18 protein-coding genes and 1 pseudogene are annotated in these 20,476 nt (G+C 71.3%); 6 read left to right on the forward strand and 13 right to left on the reverse strand.

The window, feature by feature from the left end:
• Positions 1-93: 93 nt before the first annotated feature.
• From D7W79_RS13650 to D7W79_RS13665, 4 genes are all read right to left on the reverse strand, one after another.
• Positions 94-711, reverse strand: coding sequence for a glutathione S-transferase N-terminal domain-containing protein (locus D7W79_RS13650; RefSeq protein ID WP_120525812.1), 618 nt, complete (start codon positions 709-711; stop codon positions 94-96).
• A complete protein-coding gene (locus D7W79_RS13655; RefSeq protein WP_120525813.1) occupies positions 708-1,583 on the reverse strand; it encodes an SDR family oxidoreductase in 876 nt (291 codons plus the stop codon). Before D7W79_RS13655 ends, D7W79_RS13650 begins: the two co-directional genes overlap by 4 nt.
• 102 nt (positions 1,584-1,685) lie before the next feature.
• Entirely contained in the window at positions 1,686-2,249 is a 564-nt protein-coding gene (gene dps, locus D7W79_RS13660) for a DNA starvation/stationary phase protection protein Dps (RefSeq protein WP_120525814.1), read from the reverse strand.
• A 164-nt stretch (positions 2,250-2,413) separates the two neighbouring features.
• Positions 2,414-3,784, reverse strand: coding sequence for a flavin monoamine oxidase family protein (locus D7W79_RS13665; protein ID WP_120525815.1), 1,371 nt, complete (start codon positions 3,782-3,784; stop codon positions 2,414-2,416).
• 79 nt (positions 3,785-3,863) lie between these two features.
• Here D7W79_RS13665 and D7W79_RS13670 point away from each other — a divergent pair, with 79 nt between their 5' ends.
• Positions 3,864-4,355: a DUF4442 domain-containing protein gene (locus tag D7W79_RS13670; RefSeq protein WP_120525816.1), complete on the forward strand. Its 492-nt coding sequence runs from the start codon at positions 3,864-3,866 to the stop codon at positions 4,353-4,355.
• Between the two features lie 3 nt (positions 4,356-4,358).
• Here the strand turns inward: D7W79_RS13670 and D7W79_RS13675 are convergent, their stop codons facing one another.
• Together D7W79_RS13675 and D7W79_RS13680 are read right to left on the reverse strand one after the other, a co-directional pair.
• Positions 4,359-5,129, reverse strand: coding sequence for an N-acyl homoserine lactonase family protein (locus D7W79_RS13675; RefSeq protein WP_244221758.1), 771 nt, complete (start codon positions 5,127-5,129; stop codon positions 4,359-4,361).
• Between the two features lie 120 nt (positions 5,130-5,249).
• Positions 5,250-6,392, reverse strand: a complete 1,143-nt coding sequence (locus tag D7W79_RS13680) for an esterase/lipase family protein (protein ID WP_120525818.1) — start codon at positions 6,390-6,392, stop codon at positions 5,250-5,252.
• Between the two features lie 130 nt (positions 6,393-6,522).
• Here D7W79_RS13680 and D7W79_RS13685 point away from each other — a divergent pair, with 130 nt between their 5' ends.
• The gene (locus tag D7W79_RS13685; RefSeq protein WP_120525819.1) at positions 6,523-8,601 is read left to right on the forward strand and encodes a S46 family peptidase; all 2,079 of its coding nucleotides are present in this window, start codon (positions 6,523-6,525) and stop codon (positions 8,599-8,601) included.
• A gap of 140 nt (positions 8,602-8,741) precedes the next feature.
• On the opposite strand, the gene D7W79_RS13690 is transcribed toward D7W79_RS13685, so the two are convergent.
• The gene (locus tag D7W79_RS13690; protein WP_147441916.1) at positions 8,742-9,617 is read right to left on the reverse strand and encodes a hypothetical protein; all 876 of its coding nucleotides are present in this window, start codon (positions 9,615-9,617) and stop codon (positions 8,742-8,744) included.
• Positions 9,618-9,922: 305 nt separating this feature from the next.
• On the opposite strand from D7W79_RS13690, the gene D7W79_RS13695 reads away from it, so the two are divergent.
• Positions 9,923-10,534: an adenylate/guanylate cyclase domain-containing protein gene (locus D7W79_RS13695; RefSeq protein ID WP_120525821.1), complete on the forward strand. Its 612-nt coding sequence runs from the start codon at positions 9,923-9,925 to the stop codon at positions 10,532-10,534.
• Positions 10,535-10,572: 38 nt separating this feature from the next.
• Positions 10,573-11,223, forward strand: a complete 651-nt coding sequence (locus tag D7W79_RS13700; protein WP_120525822.1) for a glutathione S-transferase family protein — start codon at positions 10,573-10,575, stop codon at positions 11,221-11,223.
• A gap of 1 nt (position 11,224) precedes the next feature.
• On the opposite strand, the gene D7W79_RS13705 is transcribed toward D7W79_RS13700, so the two are convergent.
• The 3 genes and pseudogenes from D7W79_RS13705 to D7W79_RS13715 all read right to left on the reverse strand — a co-directional run bounded on the left by D7W79_RS13705 (position 11,225) and on the right by D7W79_RS13715 (position 14,257).
• Positions 11,225-11,833: an HAD family hydrolase gene (locus D7W79_RS13705; protein WP_120525823.1), complete on the reverse strand. Its 609-nt coding sequence runs from the start codon at positions 11,831-11,833 to the stop codon at positions 11,225-11,227.
• Between the two features lie 15 nt (positions 11,834-11,848).
• Positions 11,849-13,742: pseudogene (locus tag D7W79_RS46205) on the reverse strand (methyl-accepting chemotaxis protein).
• Positions 13,743-13,819: 77 nt separating this feature from the next.
• Complete coding sequence (locus D7W79_RS13715; RefSeq protein WP_120525824.1) at positions 13,820-14,257, reverse strand: host attachment protein; 438 nt, start codon at positions 14,255-14,257, stop codon at positions 13,820-13,822.
• A gap of 406 nt (positions 14,258-14,663) precedes the next feature.
• On the opposite strand from D7W79_RS13715, the gene D7W79_RS13720 reads away from it, so the two are divergent.
• Together D7W79_RS13720 and D7W79_RS13725 are read left to right on the forward strand one after the other, a co-directional pair.
• Complete coding sequence (locus D7W79_RS13720; RefSeq protein ID WP_120525825.1) at positions 14,664-16,184, forward strand: serine/threonine-protein kinase; 1,521 nt, start codon at positions 14,664-14,666, stop codon at positions 16,182-16,184.
• Complete coding sequence (locus tag D7W79_RS13725; RefSeq protein ID WP_120525832.1) at positions 16,153-16,887, forward strand: tetratricopeptide repeat protein; 735 nt, start codon at positions 16,153-16,155, stop codon at positions 16,885-16,887. Before D7W79_RS13720 ends, D7W79_RS13725 begins: the two co-directional genes overlap by 32 nt.
• A gap of 400 nt (positions 16,888-17,287) precedes the next feature.
• Here D7W79_RS13725 and D7W79_RS13730 read toward each other — a convergent pair whose 3' ends face one another.
• From D7W79_RS13730 to D7W79_RS13740, 3 genes are all read right to left on the reverse strand, one after another.
• Positions 17,288-17,824, reverse strand: coding sequence for an FHA domain-containing protein (locus tag D7W79_RS13730; protein ID WP_120525826.1), 537 nt, complete (start codon positions 17,822-17,824; stop codon positions 17,288-17,290).
• Between the two features lie 89 nt (positions 17,825-17,913).
• Positions 17,914-18,768 carry an ATP-grasp domain-containing protein gene (locus D7W79_RS13735; RefSeq protein WP_120525827.1) on the reverse strand — a complete coding sequence of 285 codons (855 nt, stop codon included), beginning with the start codon at positions 18,766-18,768 and terminating at the stop codon, positions 17,914-17,916.
• Between the two features lie 76 nt (positions 18,769-18,844).
• Positions 18,845-20,452 (reverse strand): serine/threonine-protein kinase, encoded by a 1,608-nt coding sequence (locus D7W79_RS13740; RefSeq protein ID WP_120525828.1) that lies wholly within the window; start codon positions 20,450-20,452, stop codon positions 18,845-18,847.
• Positions 20,453-20,476: the final 24 nt, after the last annotated feature.

Below are 20,476 nucleotides of genomic sequence, written 5' to 3' on the forward strand. Positions count from 1 at the left end.
GGCCACCCGGGCGGCGAACCCGGGGGGCAGGCGGGCGTAGGTGTTTTCGAAGACGAGCTGTTCGAGCGAGGCCATGGTCTGGATGAACAACCGTCAGGGGATCTGCATGCCCCGCTGGACCGCGGGACGGCTGCCCACGCGGTGCAGGTACTGGGTGATGTTGTGCGTGTCGTTGAAGAGGTCCGGGAAGAAGTCCCGCGAGGTCTTCAGCCACGGGTACGTGGCGATGTCCGCGATGGAGTACGTGGTGGCCAGGTAGTCCCGCGACGCCAGCTGCCGGTCCACCACGCCCAGGAGGCGCTTCGCCTCCGTCTCGAAGCGGTCGATGGCGTAGGGGACCTTCGTGGTCGCGAAGCGCCCGAAGTGGTTGAGCTGCCCGAGCATGGGCCCCAGGCCGCCCATCTGGAACATCAGCCACTGCGTCACCTCCGCCTTGCCGCGCGGATCCGTGGGCAGCAGCGAGCCCGTCTTCTCCGCGAGGTACAGCAGGATGGCGCCGGACTCGAAGAGGGCCAGGGGACGGCCTCCCGGCGCGTCGTGGTCCACGATGGCGGGAATCTTGTTGTTGGGGTTGATGGCCAGGAACTCGGGCTTGAACTGGTCACCCTTGGTGATGTCCACCGCGTGCGTCTTGTACGGGATGCCCAGCTCCTCCAGGGCGATGGAGATCTTGCGGCCGTTGGGGGTCTTGAACGTGTACAGGTCGATCATGCCTTCACTCCCGTGAGCTGTTCGCTCACCTGCCAGAGCCGCTCCGCGAGCGCGTCATCCCGGGCGGCGGACGACGGCTTCGCCTTGCGGCATTTGATGAAGTACTCGCCGCTGACGCCCGCCACCTCCGGCGACGACGCCAGGTAGATGGACGTCCTCGCGCCCTTCTCCGGCGAGAGCATGAAGGGCGAGGCCAGCTTGATGAGGTGCTTGAAGAGGCCCTGGCTGTTGTGGCCGAAGCCCGTGGCCACCGCGCCGGGGTGCAGCGCGTTCGCCGTCACCTGCGTGCCGGCCAGCCGCTTCGTCAGACCCCGCGAGAAGAGGATGTTGGAGAGCTTGGCGTTGCCATAGACGCGGATGCCCTCGTAGCGGCGGTGCTCCGTCTGCGGATCATCCAGGAAGTCCGCGCGCGCCAGGCGGTGCCCTTCGGAGGACACGTTGATGATGCGCGCCGGTCCGCTCGCCACCAGCAGGTCGCGCAGGAGGTGCGTGAGGAGGAAGTGGGACAGGTGGTTCGTGGCGAACGTGGCCTCGTAGCCGTCCACCGTCACCTGGCGCCGGTCGATGATGAGGCCCGCGTTGTTGAGGAGCACGTCCAGCCGCGAGTGGCGGGCCTTGAACGCCTGGGCCAGGTCGCGCACGGACTGGAGGGAGGACAGGTCCGCGAGCAGCGATTCGACCTGGGCCCCGGGGGCGGCCTCTCGCACCGCGGCGACCGTGGCCGCCGTGCGGGCCGCATCCCTGCCGGAGAGCACCAGCGTGGCTCCCCGCCGCGCCAGCGCCTTCGCCGTCTCCTGGCCGATGCCACCGGTGGCCCCGGTGATGAGGCACACCTTGCCGTCGAGACGGTCTTCGGGAAGCTCTGACGCCATGGGACGCGTCCTCCTGGAATCCGGGGACGCGTTCTATACGCTCCCAGCCTTCCCCGCGCAGGAGAACCTGCCCGGGGAGGAGGGAACACGACAGGCCTTACGTCAGGTGGTGACCTGACTGATGTCCTCGGCGGGGCGGCCCCGGCGGTTGCCGCCCTTGGTGGGCAGGGTCATCCCCGCGCGCGCGTCGCCGTTGAGGTGGCTCTCCAGGAACCAGAGGTCCTCCTCCGTCTCGCCCAGGGTCTGGGTGAGGATGTCCGCGGTGACGGGGTCGCTCGCGTCATCGGACTTGGTGATGCCGTCGCGGAGGCTGGCGGCGTAGCGGCCCACGCGCTCGACGAGCGCGCGGATGTGGGCCTCGCCGTCCACGGCCTGCAGGTCGTACTCGGGCAGCTGGCTGTTGTTGGTGGCCAGGCGGATGGTGCCCTGGGCGTAGCCGCCCAGCGCGCCCGCGCGCTCGGCGTAGGAGTCCGCATGCTTGCGCGCATGCTTGGCCACTTCGTCGAAGAGCAGGTGGCGGCTGTAGAAGTGCGTGCCCCGGATGTTCCAGTGCGCCTGCTTCACCTGCCAGTGCAGGTCGATGGCGTTGGCAAGCAGCGTGTTGAGCATGTCGATGAGCTCTTCGCGCGCGTCCTGGGGAAGGTTCACGTGGCTGGTCGTGTACATGGTCCGGATCCCTCGTGGGTGGGTTGCGCGCGGCAGGCCGTCGGCATGACGTCTCGGCGCTTCCCAGAGGGTGGGGATGCACGGGGCCCCTGGCCACGGCGCGGCATGTGCCGCCTGGCCGCACGGCTGGCCCGAAGGGCGGGCGGCCGGGCGATTCCGAACGCTCAGCCCGCGTCGGGGGTGGTCAGCCGGGCGGCGACCTCCGTGGCGGCACGCTCGCCCGACTCCACGGCGCCGTCCAGGTAGCCGCACCCCTCGATGGCCGTCTCGGTGCCCGCCCAGTGCACGCGGCCGAAGGGGGCCCGGAGCGCGTCGCCAATGGCGGTGAGCGTGCCGGGGCGGGGCAGGCCCACGTAGCAGCCGGTGCTGAATGGCTCCTGCTTCCAGTCCAGCGCCGCGATGGCCACGGGCGTGAGGGCCTGGGGGCCGAAGAAGCGCGCGAAGTCCGCCAGCGCGGCGCGATGCAGGTCCACGGCGGGACGGCCGGTCCACGCGCGGGCGGTGTCGCCCAGGAAGAAGCCCACGAGGGCGGGGTGGTGCCCGTGCGGGCCGCAGTCGTCGAAGCACAGTCGCACCGGGCCCACGTCGCTCACGGCCTCGCCGGACAGGCCCGCTTCACGCCAGAAGGGAGTGGCGTACGTCGCGACGACCTTGATGACGCTGCCCATGGGGATGTCCGCGTGCGCGCGGCGGCGGCCGGCGGGGAGGTCCGCGCCGAAGTCGATGCGCTCCGCGAGCGCGGGCGGCGTGGCCACCACCGCGTAGCGCGCGCGGAAGGTGCGGCCGTCCTCCGTGGTGGCGGTGACGCCGCGAGCATCCTGGAGCAGGGCCTTCACGGGCGCGGAGAGGATGACGCGCTCCGGGGGCAGCGCCTCCGCCAACCGCTGTGAGAGGGATTGCGCGCCGTCCACGAAGCGCTCCGCCTGGGCGCCGCCTTCAATCTCGGTCAGCGGCATGAGGCCGCCGTTGGAGTGCACGTAGGAGAGGAAGTGCAGGAAGGACAATTCAGAGGGCTCCGCCGCGAACACCGCGCGCGTGGCGATGTCCAGCGCGGCGCGGGCGCCCCAGGTGGGCACGTGGCGCTGCTTCCACTCCTCCACGGTGAGGGCGTCCCACTCGGCGGCCTTCGGCGCGGCGGCGGGCTGCTCGCGGGGGATGCGCTTCGCCAGGCCATCCAGCTTCCAGACGATGCGCTGCAAATCCAGCAGCGACAGGAGGGGCAGGGACGGGACCTTGCCTTTGTAGGTGCGGCGCTCGCCGCGCACCTCCAGCACCTTGGTGCCCTGGTGGTGCTGGGGGAAGCGCTGGAGGCCCAGGGCGTCCGCGAGCCGGAGCACGTGGCGCTGCCGGGGGCCCACCCACTGGCCGCCCAGGTCCACGAGGCCGCCGCCCACGTCGCGCGTGAGGGTGCGGCCTCCCACGCGGTCCCGCGCCTCCAGCACGGCGACGGTGGCGCCGGTGCGAGCGATGTCCCGGGCCGCGGTGAGTCCCGCGACGCCCGCGCCGATGACGACCACGTCCACGCTTGCGTCCATAGGGCCGCGGACTCTACGCCGGAAGCGGCGGGTGGATAGGATGCGCGCCGGAAGTCAGACGGGAAGGGTGGAGGACCGGATGTTCGCGTTGGAGCTGGTGGAGAAGGTGCGGCAGGTGTCGCCGGGCGTGGCGAACGCGCTGACGACGCTCGCGGTGAAGAACATCGTCCCCCTGGCGGCGGCCATGGGCTACCGCGTGGACGAGGTGACGGACGCGCGCGTGAAGGCCACGGTGCCGCTGGACCGCAAGACGAAGAACCACGTAGGCAGCGTGTACCTGGGCGCCCAGGTGACGGTGATGGAATTGACGATGGGCGTGATGCTCTTCCGCCGCTTCCCGCCTGGCCAATACAAGATGCTGGTCAACCGCATGGAGGTCGCCTTCCACGCGAAGGCGAAGACGGCGGTGAGCGCGGTGTGCGAGCCCCCGGAGGAGCTGCTCGCGAAGATCGCGTCGGAATTGCGCGCGACGGGCGACAAGGCGGAGGCGTGGATTCCGGTGCGCCTCCTGGGCACCGACGGCCAGTGCGTCGCGGAGTCACGCTTCCTGGCCGTCTTCAAGCGCGGGTAGGGCCTACTCCAGCGGCGTGGGGAACGCGGGCAGCGCGGTGAAGTCCTCGGGCACGTGCTCGCGGATGACGCGGGCGTGGGAGTCCTTCGCCAGCGCCTCCACGCGCTTCATGGAGGCCAGCGTCTGCTCGCGGTTGAAGTTGTAGACGGGCACCAGTTGCCGCTCGCGCGACTCACGCAGCGGCCACAGGTCGCCGGTCAGCAGGACGGCGCCTGACTTCGCCGTCCTCACCAGCAGCACGGTGTGGCCGGGCGTGTGCCCGGGGGCCTGGTGGATGGTGACGCTGCCGTCGCCGAACACGTCGTAGGCGCCGTCGCCTTCAATGCGGACGGTCTTCGCCTGCTCCAGGGCGCTGTAGTGGGGGACCTCCCCGCGCTGGACTGCCTGCTCGGAGAAGGCCGCGTCGCGTTCTTCCGCGTCCACGATCCACGTCGAGCCCGCGAACAGGTTGGCGTTGCCCGCGTGGTCGAAGTGCAGGTGGGAGAACGACACGAACTCGATGTCAGCGGGGGAGAGCCCCAGCTCACCGAGCGACGCTGTGAGCTTCTTCTTCACCTCGAAGTGCACGGGCTGGCCTTGCGGACGCAGGCCGTCCGGCAGGTCCGCGATGCTCTCGGAGAGGCCGCTGTCCCAGAGCAGGTCGCCCTTGGGATGGCGGATCAGGTAGCACGGGACGACGGACTCGCTGGCGACGCCCTTCAGCGAACCGTCGTCCGCCATCGGGCCGGAGTCGCCGAGCTCCACGCGGCCGCAGTTGATGGCGTAGAGCTTCACGCCGGACTCGGCCGGGGATGTTCGCGACGCCGTGTTCGTGCTGGCGCAGGCGGTGAGCGCGAGGCAGGCGGACCACAGGCGAAGGGTCTTCAGGGGCGGCTCCAGGGGTGGTGAAGCGGGCTACCGCGGCGGTTCCTCTTCCATGAGGAAGTCGCCAATGGTCTTCCACATCGCCTCGAACTGGGGGCGGCGGAAGCCGGAGCCGGAGATGAGCCAGTCCACGTGCGGGGGCTGGTGCGCCGGCTGGTCGAAGTGGCCAATGGCATCCAGGTGGTCCGCGCGCACCGCCGCCAGCACGCGGCCGTACACCTGCGAGCGCGTGGGCACGATGCCGTCACACGCGGTGGGGCCGGGCATGGCGCCGTAGGCCTGCACCAGCGCCGCCGTCTGCGCGGGCGTGTGCAGGGGCAGCTGCGTGAGCGGCATCCGCTGCGTCTGGCCGTACACGAATGCGTAGATGGTGTGCGTGAGCTGCGCGTACGGGTCCAGTCCCGCCGCCAGGCGCGTGCGCAGGGAAGGGGGCCGGGCCTGCGTCACCACGGAGCCGTAGCGCACGCCGGGCCGGTCATGTGTGCCGCCGTTGAACAGGTCGATGCCCTCCGGCGTGAGCTGGGGGATGAGCGACGTGTCACGGCCCACGTCCCACAGGAACTTCGTCACCGCGTCGCGCCGCTCGCTGGAGAAGTCTCCCAGCAACTGGTCGAAGAGCTGATCCAGCAGCGTCGCCTTCCACCCCAGCTGATCATCCGCCCGCGCCATCAGGTGCCCGAAGCGGAACACCACGCTCAGGGGCAGCCGGCCGAAGCGCAGCACGTACATGGTGAACAGCGACAGGAGCTTCAGGAGCTGCTGGCCGAAGAGGCCCAGGAAGAACGTGGCCAGCGGCGTGCCCGCGTGGGGCGCGGACACCGTCACCACCGTGCGCACGCGGCGCGCGAAGGGCTCCAATTCCAGGGCCTCCGACACCTGCGCGCCGGGGGAGACGAACAGCCGGGCATCCAGTCCGCCGGTGGAGTGGCCCACCAGGTGGATGGGGCCGTCGTCCCCGGAGGCCGTCTCGCTCACGGCCTTGAGCAGGTCCGCGGTGCGCTGGCGGATGGAGGCGGTGGGATGGGAGACGACCGTCACCACCTCCGCGTCGATTCCCCGGCGGGCGAGGTCCTGCTTCAGGAACTCATACGCGTGGCCGAAGTAGAGGAGCTCGCCCAGGTTGGTGAACCCGAAGAAGCCGGGGACGAGGTAGACGTGGTGCTTCACGGACATGGGCCCGCGAGCATAGCCCACGCTCCCGGGATGGGCTTGGAATACCCGGCGTCTCAAGCGGTTGACGCGCGCCCGGCCGCATTGACAAAACCGGCTGCCCGTTTCCCCTCCCCACGAAGGAAGACTCCCCGTGTACCGCAGACTGCTCGCGCTTGGCCTGCTGTCGTCCCTCCCCGCCGCGGCGGAAGAGGGCATGTGGACCTACGACGCCTTTCCCGCCGCCCAGGTGAAGAAGGCCTACGGCTTCGAGCCCTCCCAGGCCTGGCTGGACAAGGTGCGCCTGGGCTCCGTGCGGCTCGCAGGTGGCTGCTCCGCGAGCTTCGTGTCGCCGGACGGCCTGGTGATGACGAACCACCACTGCGTGCGCAGCTGCATCGAGGAGCTGACGACCGCGAAGGACGACCTCCTGGCGAAGGGCTTCCAGGCGAAGACGGCGAAGGAGGAGCGACGCTGTCCCAAGATTGAAGCCAACCAGCTGGTGGAGATGACGGACGTCACCGAGCGGATGAACACGGCGACGAAGGGCCTCTCCGGCGCGGCCTTCAACACCGCGCTCAAGAAGGAGATGGCCGCGGTGGAGGGGGCGTGCACCACCGGCGCGGACGTGCGCTGCGACGTGGTGACGCTCTACAACGGCGGCAAGTACCAGCTCTACAAGTACCGCCGCTTCCAGGACGTGCGGCTCGTGTTCGCGCCGGAGTTCTCCATGGCCGCCTTCGGCGGTGACGCGGACAACTTCAACTTCCCGCGCTACGGCTACGACGTGTCCTTCGTGCGCGTGTGGCAGAACGATGCGCCGGCGAAGAGCCCGGACTACCTGCCGTGGGCGAAGGAGGGCGCGAAGGAGGGCGACCTCGTCTTCGTCTCCGGCCACCCGGGCGGCACGGAGCGCAAGAGCACGGTGGCGGAGCTGGAGTTCCAGCGCGACGTGGCGCTGCCCCAGACGCTGCTCCAGCTGGCGGAGATGCGCGGCGCGCTGCGCGAGTTCACCAGCGCGTCGCCGGAGCGCTACCGCGTGGCGCGCTCCAGCCTGCGCGGCGTGGAGAACGGGCTCAAGGCGCTGAAGGGCCGGCAGGAGACGCTGGCGGATCCGGCGGTCCTCGCGCGCAAGCGGCAGGAGGAGGCGGAGCTGCGCAAGCGCATCGACGCGAACCCCCAGGCGAAGGCCCTGACGCAGGGCATGTGGGAGGAGACGGCGCAGGCGCTGGATGCGTGGCGCCGGATGATGAACGACTACCGGATGAAGGGCGCGGGGGACGCGTTCCGCTCCGACCTGTTCTCCTACGCCCAGGCGCTGGTGCGCGCGGCGGATGAACTGCCCAAGCCCAACGGGGAGCGCCTGCGCGAGTACACCGACGGCCAGCTCCCGGCGCTGAAGCAGCGGCTGTTGCGTGAGGCGCCCATCCCGGCGGAGCTGGAGTCGCTGACGCTGACGTTCGGGTTCAACAAGCTGCGTGAGACGCTGGGCGCGGATGATCCGTTCGTGCGGCTGGTGCTGGAGAAGGAGGCCCCGGCGGACCTGGCGAAGGCGCTGGTGCGCGGCTCGAAGCTGGGCGACGTGAAGGTGCGCCAGGCGCTGCTGGACGGCGGCAAGGCGGCGGTGGACGCGTCGAAGGATCCGATGATCGTCCTGGCGCGCAAGGTGGACGCGGAGACGCGCGCGTCGCGCAAGCGCTACGAGGACACGGTGGAGGCGGTGCTCAAGCGCAACGGCGAGCGGCTGGCGAAGGCGTACCTCCTGGTGAACGGCACCGCGGGCGCGCCGGACGCGACCTTCACGCTGCGGCTCAACTACGGGCAGGTGAAGGGCTGGGACGACAACGGCAAGGCGGTGCCCGCGCTGACCACGTTCGGCGGCGCGTACGGGCGCGACACGGGCAAGGAGCCCTTCAAGCTGCCGGCGCCGTGGGTGAAGGCGAAGGGCAAGGTGCCGGACGCGACGCCGCTGGACATGGCGACGACCAACGACATCATCGGCGGCAACTCCGGCTCGCCGGTGGTGAACCGCGACGGGCAGGTGGTGGGGCTCATCTTCGACGGCAACCTGCCGTCGCTGGGTGGCCGTTACCTCTACGTGCCGGAGACGAACCGCGCGGTGGCGGTGCACGGCGACGGCATCCTCGCCGCGCTGGAGCACGTCTACGGCGCCACCCGCGTGGTCAACGAGCTGAAGGGCGCGCAGGCGGCGTCCGCAGCTCCGGCCCGCTGAGCCTCCGGGCCGGACGCCCTCCTGCCCGATGCGGTCCAGACCTGTCCGACAGTCGGACAGGTCTCCGCGGCCCGGGTGGGTAGAGGCCCTCCAGGGCGGTGGTCCAAACCTGTCCGACAGTCGGACAGGTTCGGGAAGGCTCACCGTCCCGGGGGCTTGCGCGCCCGGGCCGCCGCGGCCCTACCGGCGTGGACCACCGAAGGATCGCGCTCCAGCAGTCCTTCCGCCTCCAGCGCGGCGCGCACGGACGGGATGTGACGCCGGTGCGCCTTGAAGCGCTGGAGGAACAGGCGCACCCAGTGCATCGGCGGCGTCAGCGTGCCCCAGGTGTTGAAGTACGAGCCCCAGGCGTTCGGCTGGAGCGAGTCCAGGAAGGGGTTCACGTCATGCACGCCGAGCAGCGGGCGGTGGGATGGCAGTTCCTTGAGCTTGCGGTTCGCGGAGGCCTGGCCGTTCAACGTCCGCGTCCACGTGTAGCGCTCGCGCAGGAAGCGGTTGAAGGTGCGCTGGCCATCGGGCTCCTGGAGGAGCGCGCGCAAGAGCTGAGCCTGCTCTCCCCGGTCCAGCAGCGCTCCCTTGCGTTGCTGGCGCTGGCGCAGCCAGTGGCGATCGCGCCACGCGGCTTCGGTGGGATCCTCGAATGCGGGCGTGCGCTCCAGGTGGCTCATCGCGTGCTCGCCGATGACGCCCTGGGGCAGCAGGCCGCGCGCATGGCCCCGGCGGTCCTCGCGAGGCAGGTGTCGCGTGCGCGCGGTGGCCCAGCGGATGAACGGGTTCACCTTGTCGCCCGCGCGCCGCCAGTACACCTGCTTGCGGATCTCCACCCGCTCCCACGGCGCCAGGGACGGCACGTCCGCCTCCACGTCGCCGGACTGGAGCCACATCGCCAGCTCCATGCGGACCTCCTGGCGGGCCGCGCGGTGGATATGCGCACGCGCCTCGCGCGACGCCTCCCGGTTCTTCGATGGCAGCAGCGAGCGCGCCATCTGCCGGACCTTCTCGTCTGAGTGGATCATGGCCCGCGGGCCCTCCGTGGCCGCCGCGGACGGGGCGCGCACCCATCACCTGACGCGCACTGGACGTCTCCCACCGCGACGCGTCGGGTGCCAGACAACCGCGACCCAGAACCTCCCGGGTGCTTGGTGCGTCGCGTCAGGAACGCATTACCGTGATGGGACGGACGCGAGTCCGCCTCTGTCTTCGCACGGTTGCGTTCCCCGGAACGTCGCCGTCCAGGCGCCTTCCCGGGGGGGTTGGGAGCTGGCGCCTGTCGTGCGGTAGCATCACGGTCGTCTCACGCCGGGGGGAGGGAGGATGCACGATGGTGGTGGAGGCTCCGGAGCCCCGGACGATGTCGGCCATCATGTTCACGGACATGGAGGCCCCCGCAGGTCAACGCTGGCGAGATGAGTCCCTACAACAAGCGCTGCACGAGGAGCACGGTCAGCTGGTGCGCGGGCTGCTCGCGCGACACGGCGGCCGCGAGGTGAAGCGGATGGAGGAGGGCGGCTTCCTCCTGGAGTTCGAGTCGGGCCTGCCCGCGGTCGCGTTCGCGCTGGAGTGGCGTGCCGCCGTGGACGCGCGCAACCGCGCTGTGCCCACCGAACAGCGCATGTCCGTCCGCGCCGGCGCGCACCTGGGCATGGTGGTGCACCGCGACGGCGACGTGTTCGGCGAGGGCGTCAACCTGGCGGCCCGCATCGAGTCCCTGGCGCGTCCGGGCACCGTCTACGTCAGCGAGACGCTGGCCGCGCAGCTGGAGGGCCGGCTGAAGGCGCCGCCCGTGCGGCTGGGCCGCAACGAATTGAAGAACATCCGGCTGCCGGTGGCGGTGTTCCGCATCGACTCGCCGGCGGAGGCCCGGAACGAGCGTGCGCTGCTGTCGCGCGTGCGTTCACTGCTGGGCCGTAAGCGGGCGCCCGCGGACGGTTGAGGCTGACGGCCGGGCGCGCGGCGGTAAGGTGCCGCGCCATGTCCGAGCTCACCCTGGTCGTTGGTTCCAAGAACTTCTCCTCGTGGTCGCTGCGCCCCTACCTGGCCCTGGCCCACACCGGCCAGCCGTTCCGCGAGGTGCTGGTACCGCTGGACACGCCGGAGACGGCGGCGCTCATCGCCATGCACTCGCCCAGCGGCCGGGTGCCGGTGCTCAAGCACGGCGACACCGTGGTGTGGGATTCGCTGTCCATCTGCGAGTACCTGGCGGAGGCCTTCCCGGACGCGAAGCTGTGGCCCGAGGACCGCGCGACGCGTGCGATGGCGCGCTCGGTGACGTCGGAGATGCACTCGGGCTTCACGGCGCTGCGCACGAACCTCCCCATGGACATCAGCGCGCGCAAGACGGTGCCGGGGGTGGACGCGCCGGGCGTGCACGCGGACATCGCCCGCATCCAGGGGCTGTGGGCGGGCTGCCGCGAGCGCTACGGCAAGGGCGGGCCCTTCCTCTTCGGCGCCTTCAGCATCGCGGACGCGTTCTACGCGCCCGTCATCACCCGCTTCGTCACCTACGGCGTCCCGTTCCGTCCGGAGAACGTCCCGTACCGCGACGCCGTGCTGGGCCTGCCCGCGATGATCAAGTGGACGGAGGCCGCCCAGGGCGAGCCGCCGCTCGCGCGCTACCGGTAGCTCACAGCCCCAGCGACTTGAGCTGCGTGTCGAACGTGGGCGCGTCCGTGAAGACGTACCCGCGCAGCCCCAGCGCCCGGGCCGCGTCCACGAACTCAGGCAGGTCGTCGAAGAAGACGGCCTCCTGGGGCGCGCAGCCTGCCTTCTCCAGCGCGAGCCGGTAGATGGCCGGCTCCGGCTTCACGTGCCCCACCTCGCAGCTCATCACCAGGGCGTCGAAGCGCTGGAGCACGGGCAGCAGCGGCTTCAGATACGCCACGTGCAGCGCGTTGGTGTTGGACACCAACACCAACTTCACCCGCCCGACGAGCCCCTCCACGCGCGGCAGCACCGCGTCGTGCACCGTGAAGTGGCTGCTCCACAGGGGCGCGAACTCCGCCATGGGCAGGTCCACGCCCAGCGCGCCGCAGACGTCCTGACGGATGCCCTCCGCGTCCAGCAGGCCCCGGTTCGCCGCCGTCCACCCCGCGCCGGTGAGCCGCCTCGCGGCCTCTTGCGGATCCAGCCCCGCCCGCGCCGCCAGCCTCGCGAAGAGCAGCGCGTTGTCGTGGAACACCAGAACGTTGCCCAGGTCCAGCAGCACGGCCTTCACGGCGGGGACGGCGGACACAGGGGGCTCCGGGGTTCAGATGCGGTAGGACCGCGCGACGCCTTCCATCTGGCCCGCGACTTCCTGCAGCCGCTTCGCGGCGCCGGTGGTGGACTTCAGGCTGGTCTGCGTCTCCGTCATCATGGAGGACAGGTCCGTCACCGCGCTGAAGATTTGAGCGATGCCCGCGTTCTGCTGGTTCACCGCCCCGGCGATCTGCCGCGCCGCCGCGGCGTTGTCCTGGACGATGGTGGCCAGCTCCTTCAGGTGCTCGCCGCTGGTGCGCACCTGCTCCAGGCCCTCCGCGACGCTGGAGTGGCTCTGCTCGGTCATCTTCGCGGTGGAGATGATGGCGTGGCCCAGGTCCCCCAGGATGTCGCGCACCTTCTCCGTGGCCTGGATGGACTGATCCGCCAGGTTGCGGATCTCCCGCGCCACCACGCTGAAGCCCTTGCCGTGCTCACCGGAGCGCACCGCCTCGATGGCCGCGTTGAGCGCGAGCATGTTGGACTGATCCGCCAGGTCCTTCACCGTCTGGGTGATGCCGCCAATCTGCTGCGTGCGCTCGTTGAGCTGCACGATGCGCATGGCCATCTCACCGGACTGCTCGTGCAGGCCCTGGAAGCCATCCAGGCTGTCGCGGATGGCGATCTCGCCCGCGCGGCCCACCTCCTCCGCGCGCGCCGCCACGCCCAGCACCGTCTCCGCCTTCTCCGCGGCCAGGAGCGACGTCTGCTTGATCTCCTGCGCCGTCACCTGCGTCTCCTGGAGCGCGGCGGCCTGCCGGGCCACGTTGCGCTCCTGGACCTCGGAGGCGAGGTTCAGCTCCGCCACCGTCTCGCTGAGGACGTGGGTGCCCTCCTGGAGGCTGGTGGCCGTCTCGCGCAGGTTCTTCATCATCTGCCCGAAGGCCTGGGTGAGCTCCCCCACCTCGTCCCGCCCCGCCTTGACCTCCATCACCTGCGTGAGGTCGCCTTCCTTCACCACGCGGCGGACCACGTCGCTGAGCGCGCGCAGCGGCCGGGTGATGCCGCGCGCCAGCATCCACGAGCCCAGGCCCACCCCCCGCCACGAAGAGGGCGGCCAGCCCCAGCACCAGCCGGCGCATCTCGTTGAGGGGCGCGTACGCCTCGTCCGGCTCCAGCTGGGCCAGGAACTTCCACCCGTCCCCCACGTCACGCACCTCCGAGCCGTTCACCGCGGCCACGGCCACGCGGCCCGTGTCGTCGTGCTCGCCCTTGCGCGTGTCGAACAGCGTCCGGCCATCCGCGCGCTGCAACTCCAGGGAGAAGGTGTGATGGCCGCGGTGCTGGGCCCGGACGAGCGCGGGCTTCACCAGCTCCCCCACCTGGCCCCAGTCGAACGCCGCCAACAGCACGCCCAGCCGCTGGCCGCGCTCGTCCATCACCGGTACCGCCAGGGGCAGCACGTGCACGCCGTAGATGGGGTCCTCCACCTCCACGCCCTCGGCGGTGGTGGCGCCGGCCTGCGCCTGACGGAACCACGCCGCCTGACGCACGGCCGCCGCGCCCCCCGCGTACGCCTCGCGCAGCGCGGGCTTGCTGGCGGAGACCGCCACGCCGTCGTCGCTGAAGAGGACGATGCCGTTGAGGGTGAGGTAGCGCCGCTGGAGGAGCGCCAGCATCGCGTCGCTGTCCGAGGCGTCCTTCGTGCGCAGCGCCTGCCGCAGGACCGGGTCCTCCGCCCAGCTGTGCGCGCTCGCCTCGCGCTCCGCCAGGGTGGACTCCAGCAGGTCCTTGAACCCTTCCGCCTCCATGCGCAGCGAGGCCTGCAGCTGCGCCTCCGTCTGCTGGTGCATCAGCCGGTCCTGCAGGCCGGTCAGCGCCAGGAGCGGCACGCACGACACCAGGGTCATGTACAGCAGCAGCCGCCCACGCAGCGTCAGGGACGGCAGTTTGAAAGAAGGCATGGCACGCCGGCGCGAAGGAGAGGACCCGGATTCCTATACCAGAACCCGGGCCCCGAACCCTCCGGCCGACTGGCTGCCTACAACACGGGCACCCGGTCAGGCAGGTCCCGCGCGGGCAGGTTGGAGTAGTCCGCGTCCAGGTCCAGCCGCACCCGCTGCTTCACGCGCGTGCTCAAGAGCCCCCGCAGCAGCCCCAGGAACCCCGGCGGCGCCGCGATGACCACCTGGTCGAACGCGTGCGAGTCCACGCCCTTGTCCAGGCGCCCGGACAGCTCGCGCGCGAAGCGCTCGTGCTCCAGCTGCCGGCGGCCGTTCGGGTCGTTCTCCGGCACCGGGCCGTGCAGCGTGCCCGCGTTGGGGTTGTCCGTCTGATTGAACAGGTCGACGGGCTTGGCCCGGCTCTCGTCATGCTGGAACTGCTCGATGAGGTCCCACTTCTCCGCCTTCGCATCCGTGGCGAAGAGCCGGGCGCGACTCGCGTTGGCCACCAGGATCCAGAGCCTCTTGTCCGCCATCTTCACGCCTCCTTGTCTCTTGAGGAGTGCGGACCCCCTCGGCCCCCGGCAAGCTTCCCCCAGCGAGCCGGCTCCCCGCCGCGCGGAGGCCAGGCAGCCTGTCCGCCGCCTCCTTCCGGACCGGGAACACTCCCCGTGCCCCCCGGTGCTGACGACCTCCGCCCACGTTGACCAACCGCATCCGAGCGGCGACCATCCTGGGCCGGGGGAACAGGACGGGAGTGGGCTGTATGGAGAAGTATTTCAATGTCCGTGGACAAGAGGTGCGCGATCGCCGCACATGCCACCTGTCCACGTGGCGCACGGCGGGTGAATCGTCACGTGCCGAAAGTTTTTCCGTCTCTCGCGCGATAGATGCCCTCCCGTGGGTTGCAGGGTCGCTCCGCCATGGAGAACTGATCCCACCATGGGCACTGACGACCTTCTCGCTCACACCGTGCTGTCTGAATCGGGTGATGCCGTGACCGACAGTGGCGGGATGCCGGCCGTGATGTCGCCCCCTGGACAGGAGGTCCAGGAGGGCACGGTGCTGGGGAACTACCAGCTGGAGAAGCTGCTGGGCGAAGGCTCCATGGGGCGCGTCTTCCAGGCGCGGCACGTGCGGCTGGGGCGCCAGGTGGCGCTCAAGGTGCTCAAGCCGGAGCACGCGCGGGACAGCTCGTTCGTGCAGCGCTTCTTCCAGGAGGCGCGCACCGTCAATCAGATCAACCACGAGCACATCGTGGAGGTCTTCGACTTCGTGGACGAGTCGCCCAACGGGCACGTCTACTGCGTGATGGAGCTCTTGCGCGGGCAGAGCCTGGCGGCGCTGCTGAAGGAGGAGGGGCTGACGCTGGAGCGCGTGCAGCGCATGGGCGTGCAGGTGTGCGCGGCGCTGGGCGCGGCCCACCAGGTGGGCGTGGTGCACCGGGACATCAAGCCGGACAACCTCTTCGTCACGCAACGCTCCGGGCAGCAGGACTTCGTGAAGGTGCTGGACTTCGGCGTCGCGAAGCTCATCACCACGCAGACGGGCGTGAGCCTCACGGGCACGCTGGACGGCACCATTATCGGCACGCCGGCGTACATGGCGCCGGAGCAGGCCGCGGGCCTGCCGGTGGACGCGCGCGCGGACATCTACGCGGTGGGCAACATCCTCTACGAGATGCTCTCCGGCCACCCGCCGTTCCAGGCGTCCGCCTTCGGGCAGCTGGTGGTGCAGATCATCACCCAGCCGCCGCCGCCCCTGCCCACGCACCTGCCGTCGGGCGAGCGGGTGCCGCCGGAGCTGGCGGACCTGGTGATGCGCTGCCTGGCGAAGGAGCCGGAGGCCCGGCCGCAGCAGCTGGCGGAGGTCACCACGGCGCTTCTGATGATGCCCACCGCTCCGGCCGGCGCGCCGCGCATGGAGGCGCTGGCGGAGGAGGCGGAGCGGCCCACCCTGCGCATGAAGGTGCCGGGCATGCTGCGCGACCGGCGGCTCCAGGTGTCGGCGGGGCTGGTGGCGCTCGCGCTGGTGTCCGGCCTCACGACGTGGACGGGCCTGCGCTCGATGCACGCCTCCCAGGCGGCGCAGGCTCCGGCGGCGGTGGTGGCATCCACCACCCCGGGGACGCCGGTGGAAGGCGCGATGGACGCGGTGACGCTGACGGTGCACTCGTCGCCGCCGGGCGCGAAGGTGGTCCGCGTGGACACGGGCGAGGAGCTGGGCACCACGCCGCTGACGAAGGCGCTGACCCGGCAGGCGGTGCCGCCACAGTTGCGCGTCGAACTGACGGGCTACGTCCCGCTGGAGCGGGCGGTGGAGCTGAAGCAGGGTGCCGCCGCCGCCGAGCTGACCGTGCCGCTCGTGAAGGCGAGCGCGGGGCCGCGCCGCGCCCCCGCGCGCGCGCCGGGCCGCAAGGGAGGAAGCAGGGATGCGGTCATTGATCCGTTCACGTCGCAGTGAGCCCAAGGCCCTGAGCCTGGGGCTCGTGCTCGCGCTGGGGACGCCCTTCCCGGCGGCGGTGGCGGCGCAGGACGCGACGGCCACCGTCGGGGCGGAGGAACAGGCGCGGGAGAAGTTCTCCGAGGGCAACCTGGCGTACGACCTGGGGGAGTTCGACCGGGCGCTCAAGGCCTTCAGCGAGGCGTACCGCCTCAAGCCGCTGCCCGCGTTCCTCTTCAACATCGCGCAGTGCCACCGGCAGCTGAACAGCCCGTCGCGCGCGGCCTTCTTCTACCGGCGCTATCTGGCGCTGTCGCAGGAGGAGCCGGCGAACGCGGACGTGGTGCGCGAGCTCATCGCGGAGATGGACACCAAGGCGCGCGTCCAGGAGGAGCAGCGCCGGGAGCGCGAGCGCTTCGCGAGGGACCGCGACCTGCAGCGGGCGCGGGAGCAGGCCGCGCTGGCGGAGGCCCGCGCCAACGAGGCGAGGCTCGCCGTGAGCCCCGCGGCCGCCGCGCCGGAGAAGAACGGGGCCTCCGAGGCCCTGTCCCTGCAGGTGCCGGACATGTCCGTGAAGACGGAGGCCAGCCCGGCCAGGCCGTGGACGCGCCGCTGGTACGTCTGGGCGGGGGCAGGCGCTGTGGCGCTGCTCGCGGGCGGCGCCGTGTGGATGGCCACGGCGCCAAATCCCCGGGACACGACGCTCGGCACCGTGGGGCGGTAGGCGCTTCCGCGGCGGGCGTCCGCGGTGGCGGAGGCGTGCGCCAGCATCCGTGCCACGCGATGCGGTGGCGGCGAGTGCTCGGCGCCGCATCCTCGCGATGCGGTGGCGGCGCGTGCTCGGTGCCAGAATCCGCGCCACGCGATGCGGTGGCGGCGCGTGCTCGGTGCCAGAGTCCGCGCCACGCGATGCGGTGGCGAAGGCAGCGCGTGTTCGGCGCCAGCATCCGCGCTACGCGAGGCGGAGGCGGTGCGTGCTCGGCGCCAGCATCCGCGCTACGCGAGGCGGAGGCGGTGCGTGCCCGGCGCCGCATCCGCGCTACGCGGAGGCAGTGCGTGCTCGGCGCCAGCATCCGCACCACTCGATGCCGTAGCAGGGCGTGCTCGGCGCTGGCGTGGCTGCTTCAGCGCGGGGGGGGCGGTGTGGCGGTCTGCGCCAGCACCTGCGCGGCGATGCGGCCGATGCGCGCGTGGAACGACGGGGCGTCGTGGAAGGTGAGGCGCACGTCGCCCACCTTCAGCTCGTCGCCCGTGCTCAGGAGGCGGGGCTGCTCGGCCTCCAGCGGCTCGCCGTTCACCGTCACCGGCCGGGACTGCGCCAGCCGCTCCACCTTCCAGCCGCCTTGCGGCGTGGGGTGCAGGGCGAACTGCTCGCGCGACACCGTGGCGTCGTTGACCACGAAGGTGTTGTGCGACGCGCGCCCCAGCTTGAGGGGGCCTCGGTCCGCCACCCCCATCAGCTCGAAGCACAGCGCGTCGCCCGCGGGCAGACAGTCGCGCAGGTCCATCATGGGCAGCCGGGTGGCCGCCACGTTCTGCTCCTCGGGGACGTTCCACGCGCCCGCCTCCCACACCAGCCACGCGTGCGGGTACTTGGCGTTGAACTTCTCCTGGAGTGCCATGTGCTGCCGGATGAGCAGCGAGAGCAACAGGGCTCGCATATCTCCCGTCATAACCCCATCCGCCGCCTCCGCGTCGCCCTGACGGACTCCCAGGTGTCCACGAGTGGGCGAAAGGGTCGGCCCACTGACTACAACCGGGCGACGACCGCCCTGGCCATCCGCTCCGGCGCGCCCGCGTCCATGGGCAGGAAGAGGCACGGCTCCGTCACCTCCACCTCCTGCAGCCGGGTGCGCCCCTCGTTGTCCGTGGCCACGTCCACGCGCGCGTACAGCAGCCGCGCGCCCCCGGACGCCTCCATCACGTCGTGCGCCACCTGCTGCTCCGCCGCGCTGTCCGGCGTGAAGCCGTGCGGCTCCGCGAAGCCCCGGGGCGCGGTGGACAGCGTGGGCGGACGGCGCACCGCGTGGCTGAAGACGCCGTTGAAGAAGATGTACGAGCGCTCGCCCTCCGTCTCGAAGGCGCGCAGGTAGGGCTGCACCATCACGTCCCCCTCCTTCGCCAGCTCCGCCACCTTCGCGCTCGCGTCGTCCCATTCCTCGCGCCGCAGGATGAAGGTCTTCATCCCGCCCGCGGCCACCGCGGGCTTGAGCACCACCGCGTCCCAGCCGCGCTCGCGCGCCGTCGCCGCCACGTCCAGCCTTCCGCCGGGCGGCACCCAGACCGTGGGCGTCAGCGGCAGGCCGCGCGCCTCCAGCGTCTTCAAGTAGCCCTTGTGCGTGTTCCACCGGAGCACGTCCGCCGGGTTGAACAGCCGCGTGACGCTGCCCACGCGGTCCGCCCAGGCGACGAACGCCTCGCGGCGCAGGTGGCTGTCCCAGGCGTTGCGCACCACCGCCGCGCGGACGCGGCTCCAGTCCACGGAGGGGTCGTCCCAGATGACCGGTTGCGCGTCCAGCCCCAGCGCCCGCAGCGCGGGCACCAGGGGCGCGTCCAGCGGGTGGAGCTGCGGCAGTCCGGCGTAGGTGATGACGGCGATGTCCAAGGCGGAGGGCTCCAGGAGGAGGGAAGCGCGCCGCGTTCTAACGCGCTCCCGCGTCCCGCGCAGCGGGTGCCCCGCGTCAGGCCGAGCGCACCACGGACGGCTTGTCCACGGCCACCGTCTCCACGGTCTCCAGCGTCAGCTGCTCCGCCAGCGTCTTCGTCTCGCGCGCCACCCGCGCCAGCTCCGCCTGGCCGTGGGGGAAGGGGGCCGCGGGGCCTTCCAGCGCCAGCAGCTGCTGACGCAGCGCCGCGCCGTTGGGCGTCCTGCGCTGCGGATCCTTCTGGAGCAGCGACATGACGATGAGGTCCAGCGCCAACGGCACCGCGGGGTTGAGCTGCGAGGGCGGGATGACCTCCTGGTCCACCGCCGCGCGCAGCAGCACCTCCTCCGAGTGGCCGCTCAGCGCTCTGCGGCCGGTGAGGGCCTCGTGCAGCGTGAGCCCCAGGGCGAAGAGGTCCGCCCGCCCGTCGATGTCGTGGCCCAGCGCCTGCTCCGGCGCCATGTAGCCCAGCTTGCCGCGCACGCTGCCGGCCACCGTGAGGTGGGCGCGGACCGCGTCGCGCGCGATGCCGAAGTCCGACAGCTTCACCTCGCCGATGCGCGACACCAGGATGTTGGGCGGGTTCAGGTCGCGGTGGACCAGCCGCAGCGGGACGCCGTCCGCGCTGGTGCGACGGTGCAGGTAGTCCAGCGCGGACGCCAGCTCCGCGGCCAGGAACGTCGCGGCGGACACGGGCAGCGGCCGGCGGTTTTGAGGCTTGAGCAGCGCGCTCAGGGGCAGCCCGTCCACGTACTCCATCGCCAGGAAGTAGGTCCCGCCGTGGCGGCCCAGGTCGAACACCTGGACGATGTTGGGGTGGTACAGCGACGAGCACAGCTCCGCCTCGCGCCGGAACATCGTCACGAAGGCCGCGTCGTCCGCGTACGACGGCAGGATGCGCTTCAAGGCCACCTGCTTCTCGAAGCCGCCCTCCGGGGAGTACGTGGCCCGGTACACCTCCGCCATGCCGCCGGCGCCCAGCCGCTCGTGCAGCACGTACTTGCCCATGACCTCCTGCTCGCGCAGCGCCGCGAGCGCGCTGCGCGTGCGCTCCAGGAAGTGCCGCGCCAGCGTCGCCGTCAGCGCCCCCGTGGCCACGAAGAAGAACGCGCGCACGCAGATGAACAGCGGCCCCAGCGTCACCAGCGGTTGATCCGGCAGGAGCGGCCGCACGAAGCCGAAGTAGAGCGCCAGGTACTCCGCCGCCACCAGCGCGCCCGCGGCCAGCCCCAGGCGCGGGTTGCTGCGCAGGCCCGCCAGCGTCACCAGCGTGCCCCAGATGACCAGCGTGGGCGCGGTGAGCGCGTAGACGGGGCCCTGGTAGCGCAGGTCGAACGTGAGCACCACCGCCGGGATGCTCACTTCAATGAACACGTTGAGCCACGGGATGGCCGGGTGGAACGCGCCGGAGCGCAAGACCCACCACATGCACGCGTAGTAGCCCGACAGCACCGTCGACAGCCCCATCAGCGCGAACGTCAGGTCCCAGCCCATCGCGGGGCCGAGCGCCGCGGCCACCACCACGCAGATGGCGGACAGGATGCTCATGAAGCGCGCCACCGACAGTTCGCGCGTCTGCGCGTCGCGGCGCAGGTGCGCGTCCAGGAAGCGCGACACGGTGCTGGATGGATTCCGGGTGATCATGTCCCCCCCACTCTAGAACGTGGC

Origin of the sequence: Corallococcus exercitus (assembly GCF_003611585.1) — a bacterium.
GTDB classification, from domain to species: domain Bacteria; phylum Myxococcota; class Myxococcia; order Myxococcales; family Myxococcaceae; genus Corallococcus; species Corallococcus exercitus.